17 protein-coding genes are annotated in these 16,153 nt (G+C 70.7%); 8 read left to right on the top strand and 9 right to left on the bottom strand.

The window, feature by feature from the left end; translation table 11 throughout:
- Together N1031_RS13465 and N1031_RS13460 are read left to right on the top strand one after the other, a co-directional pair.
- On the top strand, nucleotides 1-807 hold the full coding sequence (locus N1031_RS13465) for a DUF1206 domain-containing protein (RefSeq protein WP_259480211.1): 807 nt from the start codon (nucleotides 1-3) through the stop codon (nucleotides 805-807).
- A gap of 58 nt (nucleotides 808-865) precedes the next feature.
- Nucleotides 866-2,203 (top strand): HNH endonuclease signature motif containing protein, encoded by a 1,338-nt coding sequence (locus N1031_RS13460; protein ID WP_259480210.1) that lies wholly within the window; start codon nucleotides 866-868, stop codon nucleotides 2,201-2,203.
- Between the two features lie 36 nt (nucleotides 2,204-2,239).
- On the opposite strand, the gene N1031_RS13455 is transcribed toward N1031_RS13460, so the two are convergent.
- Together N1031_RS13455 and N1031_RS13450 are read right to left on the bottom strand one after the other, a co-directional pair.
- Nucleotides 2,240-3,817, bottom strand: a complete 1,578-nt coding sequence (locus N1031_RS13455) for a transporter (RefSeq protein ID WP_259480209.1) — start codon at nucleotides 3,815-3,817, stop codon at nucleotides 2,240-2,242.
- Nucleotides 3,799-4,566, bottom strand: coding sequence for an ABC transporter ATP-binding protein (locus N1031_RS13450; RefSeq protein WP_259480208.1), 768 nt, complete (start codon nucleotides 4,564-4,566; stop codon nucleotides 3,799-3,801). The genes N1031_RS13455 and N1031_RS13450 overlap by 19 nt, the downstream gene beginning before the upstream one ends.
- Before the next feature lie 156 nt (nucleotides 4,567-4,722).
- Here N1031_RS13450 and N1031_RS13445 point away from each other — a divergent pair, with 156 nt between their 5' ends.
- The gene (locus N1031_RS13445) at nucleotides 4,723-5,103 is read left to right on the top strand and encodes a hypothetical protein (protein ID WP_259480207.1); all 381 of its coding nucleotides are present in this window, start codon (nucleotides 4,723-4,725) and stop codon (nucleotides 5,101-5,103) included.
- Nucleotides 5,104-5,258: 155 nt separating this feature from the next.
- Complete coding sequence (locus N1031_RS13440) at nucleotides 5,259-6,725, top strand: MFS transporter (RefSeq protein ID WP_259480206.1); 1,467 nt, start codon at nucleotides 5,259-5,261, stop codon at nucleotides 6,723-6,725.
- Nucleotides 6,726-6,776: 51 nt separating this feature from the next.
- Here the strand turns inward: N1031_RS13440 and N1031_RS13435 are convergent, their stop codons facing one another.
- Both N1031_RS13435 and N1031_RS13430 read right to left on the bottom strand, forming a co-directional pair.
- Nucleotides 6,777-7,820 (bottom strand): hemolysin family protein, encoded by a 1,044-nt coding sequence (locus N1031_RS13435; protein ID WP_259480205.1) that lies wholly within the window; start codon nucleotides 7,818-7,820, stop codon nucleotides 6,777-6,779.
- Complete coding sequence (locus N1031_RS13430) at nucleotides 7,817-9,187, bottom strand: hemolysin family protein (protein WP_259480204.1); 1,371 nt, start codon at nucleotides 9,185-9,187, stop codon at nucleotides 7,817-7,819. The genes N1031_RS13435 and N1031_RS13430 overlap by 4 nt, the downstream gene beginning before the upstream one ends.
- Nucleotides 9,188-9,435: 248 nt before the next feature.
- Between N1031_RS13430 and N1031_RS13425 the strand changes: the two genes are divergently transcribed.
- Nucleotides 9,436-10,167 carry an SAM-dependent methyltransferase gene (locus N1031_RS13425; protein ID WP_259480203.1) on the top strand — a complete coding sequence of 244 codons (732 nt, stop codon included), beginning with the start codon at nucleotides 9,436-9,438 and terminating at the stop codon, nucleotides 10,165-10,167.
- 21 nt (nucleotides 10,168-10,188) lie between these two features.
- On the opposite strand, the gene N1031_RS13420 is transcribed toward N1031_RS13425, so the two are convergent.
- On the bottom strand, nucleotides 10,189-10,440 hold the full coding sequence (locus tag N1031_RS13420; protein ID WP_259480202.1) for a hypothetical protein: 252 nt from the start codon (nucleotides 10,438-10,440) through the stop codon (nucleotides 10,189-10,191).
- 21 nt (nucleotides 10,441-10,461) lie between these two features.
- Here N1031_RS13420 and N1031_RS13415 point away from each other — a divergent pair, with 21 nt between their 5' ends.
- A complete protein-coding gene (locus tag N1031_RS13415) occupies nucleotides 10,462-10,941 on the top strand; it encodes a MarR family winged helix-turn-helix transcriptional regulator (RefSeq protein ID WP_259480201.1) in 480 nt (159 codons plus the stop codon).
- On the opposite strand, the gene N1031_RS13410 is transcribed toward N1031_RS13415, so the two are convergent.
- Complete coding sequence (locus N1031_RS13410; RefSeq protein WP_259480200.1) at nucleotides 10,901-13,294, bottom strand: S8 family serine peptidase; 2,394 nt, start codon at nucleotides 13,292-13,294, stop codon at nucleotides 10,901-10,903. The two genes, N1031_RS13415 and N1031_RS13410, sit on opposite strands and share 41 nt — an antisense overlap.
- A 158-nt stretch (nucleotides 13,295-13,452) precedes the next feature.
- On the opposite strand from N1031_RS13410, the gene N1031_RS13405 reads away from it, so the two are divergent.
- Nucleotides 13,453-14,001 (top strand): ECF transporter S component, encoded by a 549-nt coding sequence (locus N1031_RS13405; RefSeq protein ID WP_259480199.1) that lies wholly within the window; start codon nucleotides 13,453-13,455, stop codon nucleotides 13,999-14,001.
- 4 nt (nucleotides 14,002-14,005) lie between these two features.
- Here the strand turns inward: N1031_RS13405 and N1031_RS13400 are convergent, their stop codons facing one another.
- From N1031_RS13400 to N1031_RS13390, 3 genes are all read right to left on the bottom strand, one after another.
- Nucleotides 14,006-14,944 (bottom strand): 5'-3' exonuclease, encoded by a 939-nt coding sequence (locus tag N1031_RS13400; protein ID WP_259480198.1) that lies wholly within the window; start codon nucleotides 14,942-14,944, stop codon nucleotides 14,006-14,008.
- Between the two features lie 63 nt (nucleotides 14,945-15,007).
- Entirely contained in the window at nucleotides 15,008-15,265 is a 258-nt protein-coding gene (locus N1031_RS13395) for a hypothetical protein (RefSeq protein ID WP_259480197.1), read from the bottom strand.
- A gap of 54 nt (nucleotides 15,266-15,319) precedes the next feature.
- Nucleotides 15,320-15,445: a hypothetical protein gene (locus N1031_RS13390; protein WP_259480196.1), complete on the bottom strand. Its 126-nt coding sequence runs from the start codon at nucleotides 15,443-15,445 to the stop codon at nucleotides 15,320-15,322.
- Between the two features lie 170 nt (nucleotides 15,446-15,615).
- On the opposite strand from N1031_RS13390, the gene N1031_RS13385 reads away from it, so the two are divergent.
- A complete protein-coding gene (locus N1031_RS13385) occupies nucleotides 15,616-16,149 on the top strand; it encodes a helix-turn-helix transcriptional regulator (protein WP_259480195.1) in 534 nt (177 codons plus the stop codon).
- Nucleotides 16,150-16,153 lie beyond the last annotated feature (4 nt).

The following is a 16,153-nucleotide window of genomic DNA, read 5'->3' as shown; positions in this document are numbered from 1 at the left end:
ATGCCCGATCCGAAAAGTGCAGCGCGAGACGTGAGCGACAGCCGCGTCTTCCACGCGCTCGCACGCAGCGGATTCGCCGTGAACGGTCTCCTCCACATCCTCATCGGCGGCATCGCGATCGGCATCGCCGTGGCCGGTGGTCGCGGCGGCGAGGCCGATCAGTCGGGCGCACTGAAGCAGATCGCGGCGACCCCCGGTGGGCTGGTGGTCATCTGGGCCGCCGTCGTCGGGCTCGTCGCGCTGGGCCTCTGGCAGGTGGTGACGGCCGTGCTCGTGAGCGATCCGGATGCAAAGAAGAAGTGGGGCAGGCGCGCTGCAGAACTGGGCCGCGCGATCGTGTACTTCGCGCTGGGCGGCACCGCGCTGGTGTTCGCGCTCGGCGGCTCCACGAGTTCGTCGGACTCGAGTCGCACCCTCAGCGCCCGCCTCCTCGAGACGCCTGGAGGAGTGTTCCTGCTCGTCGCGATTGGGCTCGGTGTCACGGGCGCCGGTGTCGGCTTCGTGGTGATCGGGGTGCGGCGGGGATTCCGCAAGCGCATCCGGGTACCGTCAGGCGCCGCCGGACGAGCGGTCGTCGCACTCGGCGTGGTCGGGTACGCAGCCAAGGGTGTCGCCCTCGTGGCGGTGGGCATCCTCTTCGTGGTGGCGGCGGTCACCTACGACGCCGAGCAAGCTGCGGGTCTCGACGGCGCCCTCAAGGCGCTCGCCGCGCTGCCGTTCGGCATCGTCGTGCTCTGCGGTGTGGGCGTAGGCCTCATCGCCTACGGCCTCTTCCTGGGCGCGCGGGCGAGGCTCGAGAAGCTCTGAAACCGGCTTCCGCCCCGTCATTCCGCGAATGTCGGTGGCATGGTGTTGAGTTGTGCTCATGAATGCAGTCGCCCTCGACGAACCAGCGCGCAGGTTGGATGCGATCCTCGACGAGCTCGTCGAGGTCGCCTCGGTCATCGCCGCCGCGACGGCGAGGCGCGCCCGACTGCTGGCCGAGGCGACGGCTCTGCGTCTCCAGCAGGCAGGCACAGGCGCATCCGGCGTCGCCATGCGCTCGCTGGTCGCCGAGATCGGATGCGCGACGAAGACCTCCGAAGGCACGGTGCTGAGGCTCGTGAACGATGCTGAGACCCTCGTGTCCCATCTCCCGGCAACGCTCGCCGCGTTGTCGTCGGGAACCATCGACTACCGGCACGCGCAGTCGATGGTGGAGCATGCCGTCTCCCTGCCTCAGGATGCGCGCGCGACGTTCGAGAGTCGGGTGCTACCGGTCGCCGAGAGCACCACTCCGGCCAAGTTCGACAAGCACGCGCGGCGAGAACGAGAGGCCCTGCATCCGGAGTCCATCGAGATCCGTGCCGCGCAGGCGGCCGAAGGCCGATCGGTGTGCCTCGAGTCGGCAGTCGACGGGATGGCCTGGCTGGTCTGCCATCTGCCCGCCGTCGAGGCGGTCGCCATCGATGATCGGCTCGATCGCATCGCGCGTTCCCGTCGGTCGGCCGGAGAGTCGCGCACCCACGCCCAGCTGAGAGCGGACGCCCTCGCCGCGCTCCTGCTGCGCAGATCACCTTCGGCGGTGAACAGAGCACCACAGCCTGCCGGCGATGTGGGTGGTCTGGGCGATCCAGGCGATCCGGGCGAGAGCGAACTCCTCGAGGCGGCTGATTCGGTCGTTCCGACCGTCGTGCTCACCGTGCCGGTGTTGAGTATGCTCGGCCACGACGGGGGCCCGGCAGAACTCGCTGGTCATGGCCCCATCGATCTCCCCACCGCCCGCAGGCTCGCGGCACGTGCGCCGAGCTTCGTGCGCATCCTCACCGATCCCGACACGGGCGAGACGTTGTCGGTGGGTCGCACGCGCTATCGCCCCACCACCGACATGAGACTCGCACTGCGCCTGGCCGACGAGACCTGCCGATTCCCGAATTGCACACGAGCGGCGGCACGGTGTGAACTCGACCACACCACCGATTGGGCGCACGGGGGCGGAACCGATCGGGGGAATCTACATCACCTGTGCTCCAAACACCACCACCTCAAGCACGACGGTTCCGGATGGTCGGTGCGCTCTCGCACGGCACGTTCGCTCGAGTGGTCGTCACCCACGGGCCGGCGCTACACGACGGCTCCGCCAGGTCGGCGCCAGGAAGCCACTCGGCGTCCGGTCTTCAGAGCAGAGAGCGACGAGCCTGTTCCAGGCGACCCTGTCCCATAGGCTCGAGCAGGCGTCACCGAGGGCGAGGCCCGCAGGTCACGCTCCCTTGAACGCCTTGAGCTGCGAGAGGATCGCGGGCCCGCGCTGATCGAGCAAGCGCCCGCCGATGCGGATTCCGAGGACGAACACCACCGCACCGAGCACGAATCCGACCGCGAGGGTGATCCACCCGAGTAGGGCGGAGTCGAACACCAGACTGAGGACTCCCAGCACCACGGCCGGGACGAGCAGCGCGAGCGCCACTCCCCACACCGCGAAGCCGAGGAGCGCCGTGGTGAACCCTGCACCCGGCGCGGACTTGAACGGGTTGTCCCCCGCCTGCGGCACCGGCATCACCACGAGCGCCGACGACACGCTCGACACGCCGAACCCCGTCAGCAGGCACGCGGCCACGAGCCCGACCAGCATCGGGAGCCAGCTCCACGAGCCCGTGATCGCCACGGGAACCACGACCGCGAGCAGCGACAACGGCAGGGCGATCACGGCGAGCGCCGCCACCCGGCCGAGTCTGTCGTCTCGTCCGCGCACGCCGTCGGCGAGGTGCGTCGCGAAGGCGGTTCCGTCGTACGACAGGTCGGCGTAGACCGCCAGCGACAGGAAGAACGCGATGACCGCCCCGCTGAAGTTCACCAGCTCGGCGAACCCGGTGTTGTTCGAATAGAACCACAGCAGCACCGGCACCACCGGCACGATGATGATCTGCCGCGCGTAGCGGGGGTCACGCCTCCAATAGGTGAGGCAGCGCGCGGCGACCGCGCCGGCGGGGTTGGCGGGGAAGACACCGAAGAGTCCTGTCTTGCCACGCGCCACCCGTCTCGCCGCCGAGGCCGGAGGGGTCACCAGCGCCACCGCGAGAGCACGCCGCCAGATGACCACCAGGATGACGAGCGTCGCCAGCGTGATGCCCAGCTTGGCCGCCGCGGGTCCGTAGTCCCCGATCGCCAGATCGGCCGGCACCGCCCACGGCGCACCGAGTGGCGACCACCCGAGGGCGCGGGCGAACGACGGGAGCGCATCCGCCGACCCCGCCACACCCTGCGCGAGCCACGCGATGATCGGGCCCAGCAGGATGAGCGGGATGAACACGAGCACCCCTCCCAGCTCGCGGAAGCGCCGGTTGGACTGGAGGCTCGTCGACAGCGCGGCGACCGTGCGGGAACCGATCACACAGATCAGCACTCCGAGGAGCGCGGTCACCACGGCCGCGACTGCGGCGAGCGGACTCCGGAGCCACGCGAGCCCCGTGGCGAGGGCGGCGATGGTGGTGACGATCCCGGGGATTCCCAAGACCCCCGCCACCGTGATGCCCACGAGCAACTGCCGCAGAGACAGCGGGAACACCACGAGCCGCGCCGGCTCGAGGGTCTGCTCCACGCCGAACGCCACGAGCGGCACGACGATCCACCCGAGAATCACGGCCGAACCCGCCAGCACCACCACCGTCGCCACGATCTCCTGATCGGCGAACCCCAGCGCGAACAGCCCCACCACCGCACCGAACAGGATGCCGAGCCCGTACAGTCCGCCCACGATCACGGCGATCAGCTGCCACACGCTCCTCTTCAGCGTGTTCCGCAGGACGAGGAAGCGCAGCCTTACGAGCGTCGCAACCATTCCGGCCCCTCCGTGTGGGTGCGCCCGCCGACGAGCTCGACGAAGCGGTCCTCGAGCGTCGATCCGCCACGCACCTCGTCGACCGTCCCCGCCACGAGCACCTTCCCGTGCGCGACGACGGCCACGTGGTCGCACATCCGCTGCACCAGGTCCATTACGTGACTCGACACGATCACCGTGCCCCCGTTCTGCACGTACCCGGTGAGGATGTCCCGGATGTTCGCCGCCGACACCGGGTCGACCGACTCGAACGGCTCGTCGAGCACGAGCAGCCGAGGCGCGTGCACGAGCGCACAGGCCAGCGCGATCTTCTTCGTCATGCCGGCCGAATAGTCGACGACGAGCGTGCCGGCCGCGGACTCGAGATCGAGCAGTTTCAGCAGATCTCCCACGCGCTCGGCCACTTCGGCCCGGTCGAGGCCGAAGAGCAATCCGTTGTAGGTGACCAGCTGTTCGCCGGTGAGCCGGTCGAACAACTTCACGCCGTCGGAGAGGTTGCCGACGAGAGCCTTGGCCGCGAGCGGTTCCCGCCACATGTCGACGCCGTGGATGAGCGACTGCCCGGCATCGGGCCGCAGCAGCCCCGTGGCCATGGAGAGCGTGGTGGTCTTGCCCGCCCCGTTCGGGCCCACCAGGCCGTAGAACGAACCGGTGGGCACGGTGAGACTCACGTCGTCGACCGCTACCTTCCCCCCGAACGTCTTGCGCAGCCCGGTGAGCTGCATCGCCGGAACGGCAGGATCTGACATGCGTGTCCCCTCCACGTGGTGTCGTGTCTCACGTACCACTCTGGCAACATCCGTGCCGAGCGACAAGTCGGCACGAGGCGAGTCGGTGCGAGTCGGTAAGCTGGTGGTCGCAACCGCGTGCCCTCCGGCACGCACCCCGATGAAGGAGCGTTCGACGTGACGACTGTGCTGTGGCCCGAGGCGCCCGTGAGAGAACTGCCGAAGAAGCTCGCCGGCGCGCTGTTCGTGCTGTTCTGGGCCGCAGCTCTCGCGCTGTGGATCATCGCTCCGAACATCGTCGACCCCCGGCTCGGCGCCTTCCTCATCGACACGGGGATCGTGCTCGCGTCGGTCGGTTTCGCGGGCACCCAGATGAGCTCGCTCAAGGCCTTCCGCAACGCCCTCATCGCCTCCGTCGTCGCGATCGCCCTTTTCGCGCTCGGCGACTTCGGCGAGATCCTCGCCCTCAGCTACTTCCTGCGGGTGTTCGTGCCCTTCATCGCCCTGCTCTCCTCGATCTACGCGGTCGTCGGCAGGGTGAAGGTCTGGTACAACTAGCACCCCGCGGCTCGACCCCGATCGGGTAGTCTGGTCTCCTGACCAACCCCCGGTTGGTGTGGTCGACCGGATGCGCTCCTTGCGCGGCGCGCGGTCGTTCCGAGGCTGAAAACCTCCGGCATCCCGCACACGCACCGAAGCCCGGAGGCATCACCATGTCCGGATCCACTCCCGCCGCATCCGCTCCCACGACGACTCAGTCCAGCCGCTGGTGGGCCCTCGTAGTACTGGCCCTCACCCAGCTCGTGGTCGTGCTCGACGGCACCATCGTCAACATCGCCCTCCCCCAGGCGCAGGAGCAGCTCGGCCTCACCGACGGTCAGCGCCAGTGGGTGGTGACCGCCTACGCCCTCGCGTTCGGAGCCCTGCTGCTGCTCGGCGGCCGCATCGCCGACTACTGGGGCCGCAAGCGCAGCTACCTCGTGGGCATGCTCGGCTTCGGCGCGGCGTCGGCGTTCGGGGGGCTCGCACAGAGCGGCGTCGAGCTCATCATCGCCCGCGGCCTGCAGGGTGCCTTCGCCGCGCTCCTGGCCCCCGCCGCCCTGGCGCTGCTCACCGTCACCTTCCCGTCGGGCCGCGAGCGCAACACCGCCTTCGCCGTGTTCGGCACGGTCGCCGGAGCGGGTGCCGCCGTGGGCCTCGTGCTCGGCGGCGTGCTCACCGAGTTCGCCGACTGGCGCTGGTGCCTGCTGGTCAACCTGTTCTTCGTCGCGATCGGCATCGTCGGGGGTCTGATCCTCGTCGCCGAGTCGAAGGCGGATGGCCGCAACCGCTACGACCTGGTCGGTGCCGTCACGGTCACGCTCGGCCTGGGCTCGCTGGTGTACGGTTTCAGCCTGGCGGAGGGCGGCTGGGCGCGCCTTGACACCATCGGCTTCCTCGCTCTCGGGGTCGCCCTGCTCGTGGTGTTCGTGCTCGTGGAGCGCCGGGTCGCCCAGCCGCTGCTGCCACTGCGCATCGTCACCAACCGCGTGCGTGCGGGAGCCTTCCTCGTGCAGGCCGTCATCGGCAGCGTCATGATCGGCGCGATGCTCTACCTCTCGTTCCACCTGCAGATCGTGCTCGGCCTCGATCCGCTCCCCGCCGGACTCGCCAGCCTTCCCATGACCGTGGTGATCATGATCGTGGCGCCGATCGCCACGAAGCTGCTGCCTCGGGTCGGCCCGCGCCCGTTCATGATCGTCGGCCCGCTCATCGCCGCGGCCGGTCTCGTGTACCTGAGCCGTATCACTGCCGACGGCGAGTACGTCGTGCAGGTGCTGCCCGCGCTCATCGTGCTCGGCGTCGGGCTGGCCTTCGTGTTCGTGCCGCTGCAGAACCTCGCGCTCACCGGTGTGGCACCGCACGACGCCGGTGCCGCGTCGGCCACCGCCAACTCCGCGATGCAGATCGGCGGATCGATCGGCCTGTCTGTGTTCACCGCCATCTACGCGGCGGCCGTCTCAGGGCAGACCTCGTCGGGCGCAGGTCAGCTCGAGTCCTTCACGGCAGGCTACTCGGCGGCGTTCCTCGCAGCCGCGATCGGCCTCGTCGTCGCGTCGATCATCTCGGCGGTGCTCATCCGCGGCAAGGCGTCAGACCTGCTCCCCCAGGGCGACACTCCGGCCGTCGTGCACGCGTAGCCGAAGCGCCCGGGGGCTGGCCGAGGAACGCCCGGCCAGTCCCCGCCGCGCTCACACCACGCTCGTGGCGTCGTCCACCTCGCCCACCAGCTCCTCGATGATGTCCTCGAGGAACAGCACGCCCGTCACCGCACCCTCCGCGGTCATCGCCCGCGCCACGTGCGAGCCCGAACGGCGCATCGCCGCGAGCGCGTCCTCGAGCTCCGCATCCTGAGCCACCGAACCCAGACGACGGATGCGCTTGGACGGCACGGGGAGGTCGAACGCCTCGGGCGAGGTGAGGTCGAGCACGTCCTTGAGGTGCAGGTACCCGGTGGGCTCACCCTCTCCATCGGTGAGGATGTACCGCGAGTACCCGTGTGACGCCACGGCGGCCTGGATGTCGCGCGGCGACGACCCCGCGGGTAGCAGCACCATCTCGTCGATCGGCACCTCGACGTCGCTCACCCTCTTCGTCGTGAACTCGAACGCCGCCGAGAGCGTGCCCGACGCATCCGTCAGCACCCCCTCGCGGGTGGACTGCCGCGCGATGGTCGCCACCTCGTCGAGCGTGTAGCTGCTCGTCGCCTCGTCTTTCGGCTCCACACGGAACAGCCTCAGGATGAGGTTGGCGAGCCCGTTGAGGCTCCAGATGACGGGGCGCACGATCTTCGACACCATCACGAGCGGCGGCGCCAGCAGCAGCGCGGCCCGGTCGGGCACCGAGAAGGAGAGGTTCTTCGGCACCATCTCACCGAACACCACGTGCAGGAAGGTCACGAGGAGCAGGGCGATGACAAAGGCCACCACCCCCACCATCTCGGGCGTGAGCGGCGTCAGCGCCAGCGGGTACTCCAGCAAGTGATGGATGGCCGGCTCGGAGACATTCAGGATGACCAGCGAGCACACGGTGATACCGAGCTGACTGGTGGCCAGCATGAGAGTGGCGTGCTCCATCGCCCAGAGCGTGGTCTTGGCGGCCTTGCTGCCGGCCTCGGCGCGCGGTTCGATCTGCGAGCGCCTCGCGGAGATCACGGCGAACTCGGCCCCCACGAAGAAGGCGTTCACGACCAGCAGCACCACCAGCCAGACGATGCCGGGCACGATGTCGCTCATCGGGTGTACTCCTCGTTCGCGGTTCGGCGGTCGGTGTGCGTCGGAGCCTCGGCTTCGCCCGGGACCCGAGGCACGAAGCGCAGCCGGTCCAGGCGCACTCCGTCGACCCGCTCCACCCGGAGCGTGCCGCCGTCGACCGTCACCTCGTCGCCGAGTTCGGGCAGCCGGTCGAGCTCGTCGATCACCCAGCCGGCCACCGTCTCGTGCTCGCCGTCGTCGGGGATGCGGATCCCGGTGCGCTCGAGCAGCTCGTCGTGCCGGAGACCCGCGTCGAAGGTGACCGACCGCCCCGCCATCACCACGCCGGTGTGCGCGCGGTCGTGCTCGTCCTCCAGCTCGCCCACGAGTTCTTCGACCAGGTCTTCGAGCGTCACGATCCCCGCCGTGCCGCCGTACTCGTCGGCCAGCACCGCGATCTGGAAGCCGGTGCCCCGCAGCAGCCCCAGCAGCGTGTCGATCTGCATCGACTCCGGGATGCGCAGGGGCGCGACCATGAGGTCGGCCGCGGTGGTCTCCCCCTGACCGTCGAGCGGCACCGCGAAGGCGTGCTTCACGTGCACCACTCCGACGATGTCGTCGACGCTGTCACCCGTCACCGGAAAGCGCGAGAAGCCGGTGCGCAGCGCCAGCGCGACGATGTCGGCCGCGGTCGACGCCGGCGTGACCGACACCATCCGCACCCGCGGGGTCATCACCTCGGCGGCCTCGCGGGCGGCGAAACGGAGGGTGCGGTCGAGCAGCGTCGCGTGATCGGAGTCGAGCATGCCCTCGGTGGCCGAGCGGCGCACCAGCGAGCTCAGCTCCTCGGCCGTGCGTGCCCCCGAGAGCTCTTCCTTGGGCTCGATGCCCAGCGATCGGATGACGGCGTTGGCCGTGTTGTTGAACAGCATGATCACGGGCTTGAACACGGTGGTGAACGCGGTCTGGAACGGCACGACCACCTTCGCGGTGGCCAGCGGCAGCGCGAGCGCGAAGTTCTTCGGCACGAGCTCGCCGATCACCATCGAGAAGAGCGTTGCCAGCACGATGCCCGTCACCGCGCCCACACCGGGCACCACCGACTCGGGCAGGCCGAGCGAGAGCAGCGGCTCCCGCAGCATCGACGAGATCGCGGGTTCGAAGGTGTAACCGGTGAGCAGAGTGGTGAGCGTGATGCCGAGCTGCGCACCGGAGAGATGGGTCGACGTGATGCGCAACGCCTTGATGGTGGGCGCGAGACGCTTCTCGCCGCGCGCCTGGCGCTGCTCGAGCTCGGCACGGTCGAGGTTGACCAGCGAGAACTCGCTCGCCACGAAGAAGCCGGTGCCGACGGTGAGCACGAGACCGATGCCCACCAGGAACCACTCGGATGCGAGGACGTCAGCCACGGACACCTCCCGCAGTGTGGGCCGTCAGGCTGCGAGCCCCGTCGAAGGGCAGCCCCTTGACGCTCGCACGATCGTGATTCAGAACACGATACGGATCGACAAGGGGCGTGGGACTGTGATGGGGAGGGTCATCCATGGTCACGACAGCCTAGGGAGTGCGGCTGGGAGAACGCCTGGGCGCGTCTCACTTCCGTGCTGATTCGGCACGGCGATTCGCGACGTCCACCGACTGCCAGCAGAGTTGAGTCATGACCGATTCCCGCACCGCAGCCGAGCATCCGCCCACCGCGTTCTGGGAGGAGCTCTACGGTGCGCGCGACCGCATCTGGAGCGGGCGCGCCAACGCCGCTCTGATCGACGAGGCGGGCGCACTCGTCCCGGGACGGGCGCTCGACCTCGGCAGTGGCGAGGGCGGCGACTCGATCTGGCTCGCCGAGCGGGGCTGGACCGTCACCGGGATGGAACTCTCCCCCACCGCCCTCGCCCGCGCGAGTACCGAGGCGGCCTCCCGAGGACTCGCCGATCGTATCCGCTGGGTGCAGCAGGACCTCGCGGTCTGGCAGCCCCCGGCCGGGGAGGAGTACGAGCTCGTGTCGGCGTGCTTCCTGCACGCTCCCGCTGAGCTCGAGTTCCCTCGCGAGGAGGTGCTGCGCCGCGCGGCCGGCACCGTGGCACCGGGAGGGCACCTCCTGGTGGTGGGTCACGCGGAGTTCCCGAGGTGGACGGAACGCCGTGACGAGCACGACCACGAGCAGGAGCACGACCACGAGCAGAACGCGAGCGACGACACCCGCCACGCCCACCACGACGACGTCGAGCTCCCCACGGCGGAGCAGGTGGCCGAGTTCCTGGCGCTGCCCGCATCCGAGTGGACCACCGTCGTCAGCGAAGCCCGCACCCGTCACGCCGTCGGGCCCGACGGTCAGGAGGCCGACCTCGTCGACGCCGTGCTGCTCCTGCGTCGGTCTCCCGTCCTCTAGACCATCGACTGACGGGAGGCCTCAGCTGCCGGCCGTCGGGCAGTGCAGTTGCGTCCGCTCGCCCGAGCGGTCGATGTCGTGTCGCGCCATCGACTCGCCGCACAGCGGACACCGTGGGTCGGCCGGGGGCACGTAGGGCGCCTCCGCCCGGCCGATGCCCACCTGGGCAGGCCCGGCGTAGCGGTACACCACGCGGTTGATGCGGTTCACCAGGCCCGGCCTGCCGTCGAACGGGTTCATCGGGTCGGGCACCCTCGGTTTCTTTCGTGCCATAACCATTAGTATACTAACTAAATGACCACGGATGCCCCACTCGGCGACGAGCCCGACCTCGACGAGCCCGACCTCCTGGCTCTCGAACGCCAGCTCTGCTTCGCCCTCGCCGTGGCGTCGCGCTCGGTGATCGCGGCCTACCGTCCGGTGCTGGAGCCGATGGGCCTCACGCATCCGCAGTACCTCGTGATGCTCGCACTGTGGGAACGCGAGCCGCGCTCGCTCTCCGAGATCGCGTCGCTGTTGCGACTCGAGCCCGCGACCGTGTCCCCTCTGGTCAAGCGTCTGGAGGCCGCGGGACTGGTGACGCGCCAGCGATCGGCTCACGACGAGAGACAGCTCGCGCTCGCCCTCACCGACGAGGGCCGGGCCCTCCGCGACCGCGCCGAGCTCGTGCCGGCCGCGGTCGTCGAGGCGCTCGGCGTCGACCTGGCCGAGCTCGTCGACCTGCAGGCCCGGCTCAGCTCGCTCGTCGCCCGGATCGCACCCCTGCCCGCCTGACCCGGCGAGCCGCCGTCACCAGCGCGAGGCCACCCAGCGCGCTCACGGCGACGGCCGCCAGCGCGATCGGCGCTGCCGACCCCGACTCGAAGCCGGTCGCGGCCAACTGCCCGCCCGAGGCCGTGTCGGCGCCGGCGGTCGGAGTGGGAGTCGGTGCGGGATCGGGACCCGGCGAAGGCGCCGGAGTCGGCGTCGGCGTGGGCCCCGGCTCCGCCAGAGCCTCCACGAATGCCGCCGCATCGATGAGCCCCGCGCCCACCTTCTCCGAGTCCACCACGTGCACCGAACCACTCGAAGCGGTCCTCCCCGTGCCCGTGAGCGCATCCCGCAGATCTTCCACGGTGGCCGTCGGCGCGATCTGCCTGCCGAGCGCCACCACCGCCGCGGCCGACGGCGCCGCCGCCGAGGTGCCCCAGAACGAGTGCACCCCCGGCCGGTCGGGCACCGGGCGGCTCGGGCTGAAGAAGTCGGTGAGGATGCGGTCGACCCCGGCCACGTCGGGTTTCGACACGACAAGCTGCTCGGGCAACGGCTCCACCCCTTCCGCCTCGCCGGCGGTCACCGCGAACAGCTGCCGAGCCGGACCGATCGAACTGAAGTCCTCCGCCACGGGCACGCCACCGGCGTTCGAGGTGGTCTCCCAGTCGGAGGGGATCGCCGCCACCGAGATGGCCTCCTCGAGCCCGCCGTGCCCGGTGATGGTCGCCCCCACGCGGTCGTGCCCGTGCACGCCGTAGTACTCGGCCGCCGCGATCTCGCCGCGGAAGCTCCACACCCAGGTGAACGCGGGCTCGATCGCCGCCTCGGGACCGCCCTCGCCCGATGCGCCCGCGAGATCGCGCACGATGGTGAAGTCGTACGACCCGGTGCTGAACGGCCGCAGCGTTCCGCCGATGCCCGGGAACCCCTTCTGGTCGGGGTCGAACACGCTCGTGTCCCCCTCCGGGTCGGTAAGCGCTAGCAAGAACCTCGCCTTCGCCTTCCCCCAGGGCTCGGCCCATTGCAGGGCATAGCTGCGGTCGACCTCCAGCGCGGGCAGCAACAGTGACGCGGTCGCATCCGGACTCCCGCTCGGGGCGAAGACACCGGGCTGCGAGAAGTCCATGCAGTCGTAATCGCCGGGCGCGAGCTTCCCGAGCACGGCTTCGGGGCAGGCCGTCGGGCGGTAGCGGTCAGTCTGCCAGCCGTTCACCGAGTAGCCGGCGCTCGCCGGGCCGTCGACGCCGACGTTGGTGTAGTTGCCGGCGCTGGTGAGGTACGGGATGCCCTCGGCCACCACCTGCTGCACCGCGAGCCCCACGAGACTCGGCTCGAAGAACGACTGGTCGAAGAGGTACACGTCGTCGACGATCACGTCGGCCCCGGCCGCGGCGAGCGCGAGCACCGAGTCGCGGAAGGTGAGGTCGTCGATGCCCACCGCCGAGAACATCAGCCGCGCTCCCGGGGCGATGCTGTGCACGACCTGCGCCATCCCGCGCCCCTCGTCGATGGTGGAGCCGGTGTCGTCGTCGCGCAGCACGGTGACCGGCTGCTCGTGTCCGCACGGGTTGCCCGGCCCGGGCAGCAGGCCCGCCGCCACGTCCTGCGCCGGGGTGCTCGCCGCCGTGCTGCTGCCGCCGAACGAGTCGGAGATGATGCCGACCGTCACGCCGGTGCCGTCGACACCGTGGAGGGCGGCGGCCACGTCGGCCCGGAGGGCAGGCAGTGCCACCGCCTCGATGGTGCGGCACGCGGATGCGGCAGAGAGCGCCGAGACGGCGGCTTCGTCGTCGTCGGCCGCGACCTCGGCCGTGACCTCGGCCGCGACCTCCGCGGGTGTTCCGGTCGCGGGCCGAAGGGCCTCCGTCACCGAGGCCACCCGGGGAAGGGCCGCGACCTCGTCGAGCCGGTCGCGGGGCACCCACGCGCTGGCGCGCGCGTCGTCCACCGACGTCGCCACCACCTCGGCGAGCGCCGCCAAGGCGTCGAAGTCGGCCGGGTCCGGCGTGGCCGAGTACCGGATCGACACCGCCACCGAGTCATCCTTCAGCTGCAGCCCGCCCTCGCCCTCGATGGCGACACCGAGCTCCGCGCCGAGCTGGTCGGCGCGCTCCGGGCTCAGAGCCGAGAGGTCGTCGCCGGGCGGCAGCTGCGCCAGCGTCTCGAGCCTGCCCGAGAGCCCCACCGTGTCGGTGAACCCACCGGCTGCCCCGTCGCCCCGGAGCACGCCGTCGTCCGCGGCGACCGCGATCGCCGGGGCACCCATGAGCGCCCCCACCACGACAGCTGTCACCGCGAGCGCCCCGAGACGCCGCCTCGTTCGCGGTGTGCTCCAGCGGGTGGGCGTGGCCGGGTGCGGGTGGTGGTCGGTCATCGATGTCCCCTCGAACCGGTGGCCAGGCTGTCCTCCGACTCTATCGGCCGTCGTCGTCCCGGCCGCACAGCCCGGCACGCACCACGGCGCTCGCCGCTCGCCGCACGCCGCTCGCCTCCACGCCGCTCGCCCTCGGGCCTCCCGCTAGGCTCGTGGCGATGAGACGAGTGTCCACCTCCTACCTGCTCACCTGCGCCGCGCTGGGCGTGGCCGGCGGGCTGCTGCTCGCGCCGGCGAACTGGCTGTCGACCGTGCTCTACGCCACCGTGCCGTTCGTGGGGATCGCCCTGGCCGGGCTCTGGCTGCTGCCCGCGGTGGTGGGGCTGCGGCTGCTGCAGCGGCCCGGTGCGGGGCTGCTGGTGGGGCTCATCTCGGGTCTGGTACTCATCCCGTTCTCGGGGTACGGCTTCTCGACGGTGGCCACCAACGTGTTCTGGGCGTTCTTCGCCGAAGTCGGGTTCCTGGTGGTGCTCTACCGGTTCTGGACGGTCTGGCAGCACTACGCCGGAGCGGCCGCCGCTGGCATCGGGTACCCGCTGCTCGCCTGGGCCGCCTACGACCTGGGGTCGATGACGGTGCCCGTGCAGATCCTGTTCTTCGCCGTCAACCTCGCCAGCTGCCTGGCGGGCACGGCGCTCGGCATCGGCATCGCCGCTGCCCTGCGCCGCACCGGGGTGGCCCGGTCGGCACGTCGCCGGCCTGCCTGAGCGCTCACTCCGTGCGATCGAGCGCCTCGAGCAGCCGCCCCACCGACCCGCCGAGGTTCCACTCGCCCACGAGCGCCTCGAGCTCCGCTCTCGCCTCGCCCGCGACGGGCGCGAGCCGCGCACCGATCTCGTCGATCGACGGCACCGGCAGGTCGCGCACGACCTTCACCACCGTGGGGGCCACGTCGAGGTAGTCGGCTGCCGCCTCGATCTTCAGCCGTACCGAGCCGCTCAGCCCGCTCGCCGCATCCGCCGCCGCCGCGCGCAGCGCGTCGAGCGTGCCGTACTGCCCGAGCAGCGTCGCCGCGGTCTTCTCGCCCACGCCCGCCACCCCGGGGAGGCCGTCGGAGGCGTCGCCGCGCAGGGTCGCGAAATCGGCGTACTGCTCGGGGAGCACCCTGTACTTCGACACCACCACCGCATCCGTCACCAGCTCGAGGTTCTTCATGCCGCGAGCGGTATAGATCACGCGCACGCCGTCGGAGTCGGAGACCAGCTGGAACAGGTCGCGATCGCCGGTGACCACGTCGACCGGCATCGGCGCGCCCGTCGCATAGCTCCCGATCACGTCGTCGGCCTCGTGCTGCGCCGCTCCGACGACGGCGACGCCCGCGAGACCGAGGGTGCGCAGGATCATCGGGATCTGCGCCTCGAGCGGGTCGGGCACCACCTCCACGTCGGGCCCGGCCTCCACCACCTCGGCCACCCGGTGGGCCTTGTAGCTCGGCAGCAGGTCGACCCGCCACTGCGGGCGCCAGTCGTCGTCCCAGCACGCCACGAGGTGGGTGGCCCCGAACTCGGTGACGAGTCGCGCGATCATGTCGAGCAGCCCCCGCACGGCGTTCACGGGGGTGCCGTCGGCCCGCCGCAGGGTGTCGGGCACGCCGTAGAAGGCACGGAAGTAGAGCGAGGCCGTGTCGAGCAGCATCAGGCAATCGGGCATGGTCGATCCTGACACGGATGCATGGAGCGGCGCACCTGGTGCGAGCCGGCCCTGCACCCGGCGTCAGTGCAGCGACCGGGCCCGACGATACGACTCGGCGCGCTCGAGCGCTGCGGTCGCCGCTCCACGGTCGGGGAACGTGCCGAGATCGCGCCCGTGCGACGTCGTCACCTGATATCCCTCCGCCCAGCGCTCGGTCATCACTCCTGCGGGGCGCCCATCGGCCCTGACGGCCACCCACAACCCGGGCTGGGGGGATCGCCAGCGCAGACTGTCGGTGGGGATGAGTGTGTCGGGGAGCGGATGCGGTTCGTGGAGCATGCATTCACCGCACCACCACACCCCGCGCGGCGCGCGGGGCTTGACATCGAGCGATCAGTCGGCGCTGCCGCCCGATGCGGTGTCGGCGCCCTCTTCGGGGTCGCTGCCGTCGGAGCCCGATCCGTCGGGCAACTCGTCGGGATCGGGTGCTGCGGAATCGGGGGTCTTGTCGTCGGTCATCGCACTCCTCCTCTGGTCATCGTCGTGCTTCGCCCCACCGTAGGCCGACCGGCATCGCCTCGCCACCCGCGCATCCGCCGCCACCCACCACTCACTGCCCCCCCCTACCCCGCGCCCCGCGCATCCGCAGCCACGGCCTGGTCGGTGTGGCGGCCGCGATAATGGTCTCCATGACGGCCATCGATCGCGCAGCCGCGGCCGACCTCGACGAACTCAGGCTGCTGCGCCGTGCCCGCGACCGCATGGACCGCGAGTACGCCCAGCCCCTCGACGTGGCCGCACTCGCCCGCACGGCGCTCATGTCCACCGCCCACTTCAGCCGCCGCTTCCGCGAGGCCTACGGTGAGACCCCCTACTCGCACCTCATGACGCGCCGCATCGAACGCGCGAAGGCACTGCTGCGGCAGGGCGAGCTCAGTGTGAGCGAGGTCTGCGTGCTGGTCGGCTGCACCAGCCTCGGCTCGTTCAGTGCGCGCTTCACCGAGATCGTGGGCGAGACACCGAGCGCCTACCGTGCCCGCGACCACGACGACGTCGCGGTGGTTCCCGGATGCGCGGCGATGGTGCTGGGCCGGCCCCGCCGCGAGAAGGGGGCGCAGGCGAGCACCCCGCAACCGCAACCGCAACCGCAACCGCAACCGCAACCGCAACCGCAACCGCAACCGAGCAGGATCGGAGAAGCGGCCGCCACCACCACGCGCTAGCGTC

The organism is Herbiconiux moechotypicola, assembly GCF_024979255.1.
Lineage (GTDB): Bacteria > Actinomycetota > Actinomycetes > Actinomycetales > Microbacteriaceae > Herbiconiux > Herbiconiux moechotypicola.
Note: the sequence above shows the minus strand (reverse complement) of the source record. Positions and strands in the feature narration are given on the sequence as shown.

Bases quoted from the DNA above. Each gene is read 5' to 3' on its own strand.
- N1031_RS13465 (WP_259480211.1), top strand. From the start codon at position 1: ATGCCCGATCCGAAAAGTGCAGCGCGAGACGTGAGCGACAGCCGCGTC.
- N1031_RS13460 (WP_259480210.1), top strand. From the start codon at position 866: ATGAATGCAGTCGCCCTCGACGAACCAGCGCGCAGGTTGGATGCGATC.
- N1031_RS13455 (WP_259480209.1), bottom strand. From the start codon at position 3,817: ATGGTTGCGACGCTCGTAAGGCTGCGCTTCCTCGTCCTGCGGAACACG.
- N1031_RS13450 (WP_259480208.1), bottom strand. From the start codon at position 4,566: ATGTCAGATCCTGCCGTTCCGGCGATGCAGCTCACCGGGCTGCGCAAG.
- N1031_RS13440 (WP_259480206.1), top strand. From the start codon at position 5,259: ATGTCCGGATCCACTCCCGCCGCATCCGCTCCCACGACGACTCAGTCC.
- N1031_RS13435 (WP_259480205.1), bottom strand. From the start codon at position 7,820: ATGAGCGACATCGTGCCCGGCATCGTCTGGCTGGTGGTGCTGCTGGTC.
- N1031_RS13425 (WP_259480203.1), top strand. From the start codon at position 9,436: ATGACCGATTCCCGCACCGCAGCCGAGCATCCGCCCACCGCGTTCTGG.
- N1031_RS13420 (WP_259480202.1), bottom strand. From the start codon at position 10,440: ATGGCACGAAAGAAACCGAGGGTGCCCGACCCGATGAACCCGTTCGAC.
- N1031_RS13415 (WP_259480201.1), top strand. From the start codon at position 10,462: ATGACCACGGATGCCCCACTCGGCGACGAGCCCGACCTCGACGAGCCC.
- N1031_RS13410 (WP_259480200.1), bottom strand. From the start codon at position 13,294: ATGACCGACCACCACCCGCACCCGGCCACGCCCACCCGCTGGAGCACA.
- N1031_RS13405 (WP_259480199.1), top strand. From the start codon at position 13,453: ATGAGACGAGTGTCCACCTCCTACCTGCTCACCTGCGCCGCGCTGGGC.
- N1031_RS13400 (WP_259480198.1), bottom strand. From the start codon at position 14,944: ATGCCCGATTGCCTGATGCTGCTCGACACGGCCTCGCTCTACTTCCGT.
- N1031_RS13395 (WP_259480197.1), bottom strand. From the start codon at position 15,265: ATGCTCCACGAACCGCATCCGCTCCCCGACACACTCATCCCCACCGAC.
- N1031_RS13390 (WP_259480196.1), bottom strand. From the start codon at position 15,445: ATGACCGACGACAAGACCCCCGATTCCGCAGCACCCGATCCCGACGAG.
- N1031_RS13385 (WP_259480195.1), top strand. From the start codon at position 15,616: ATGACGGCCATCGATCGCGCAGCCGCGGCCGACCTCGACGAACTCAGG.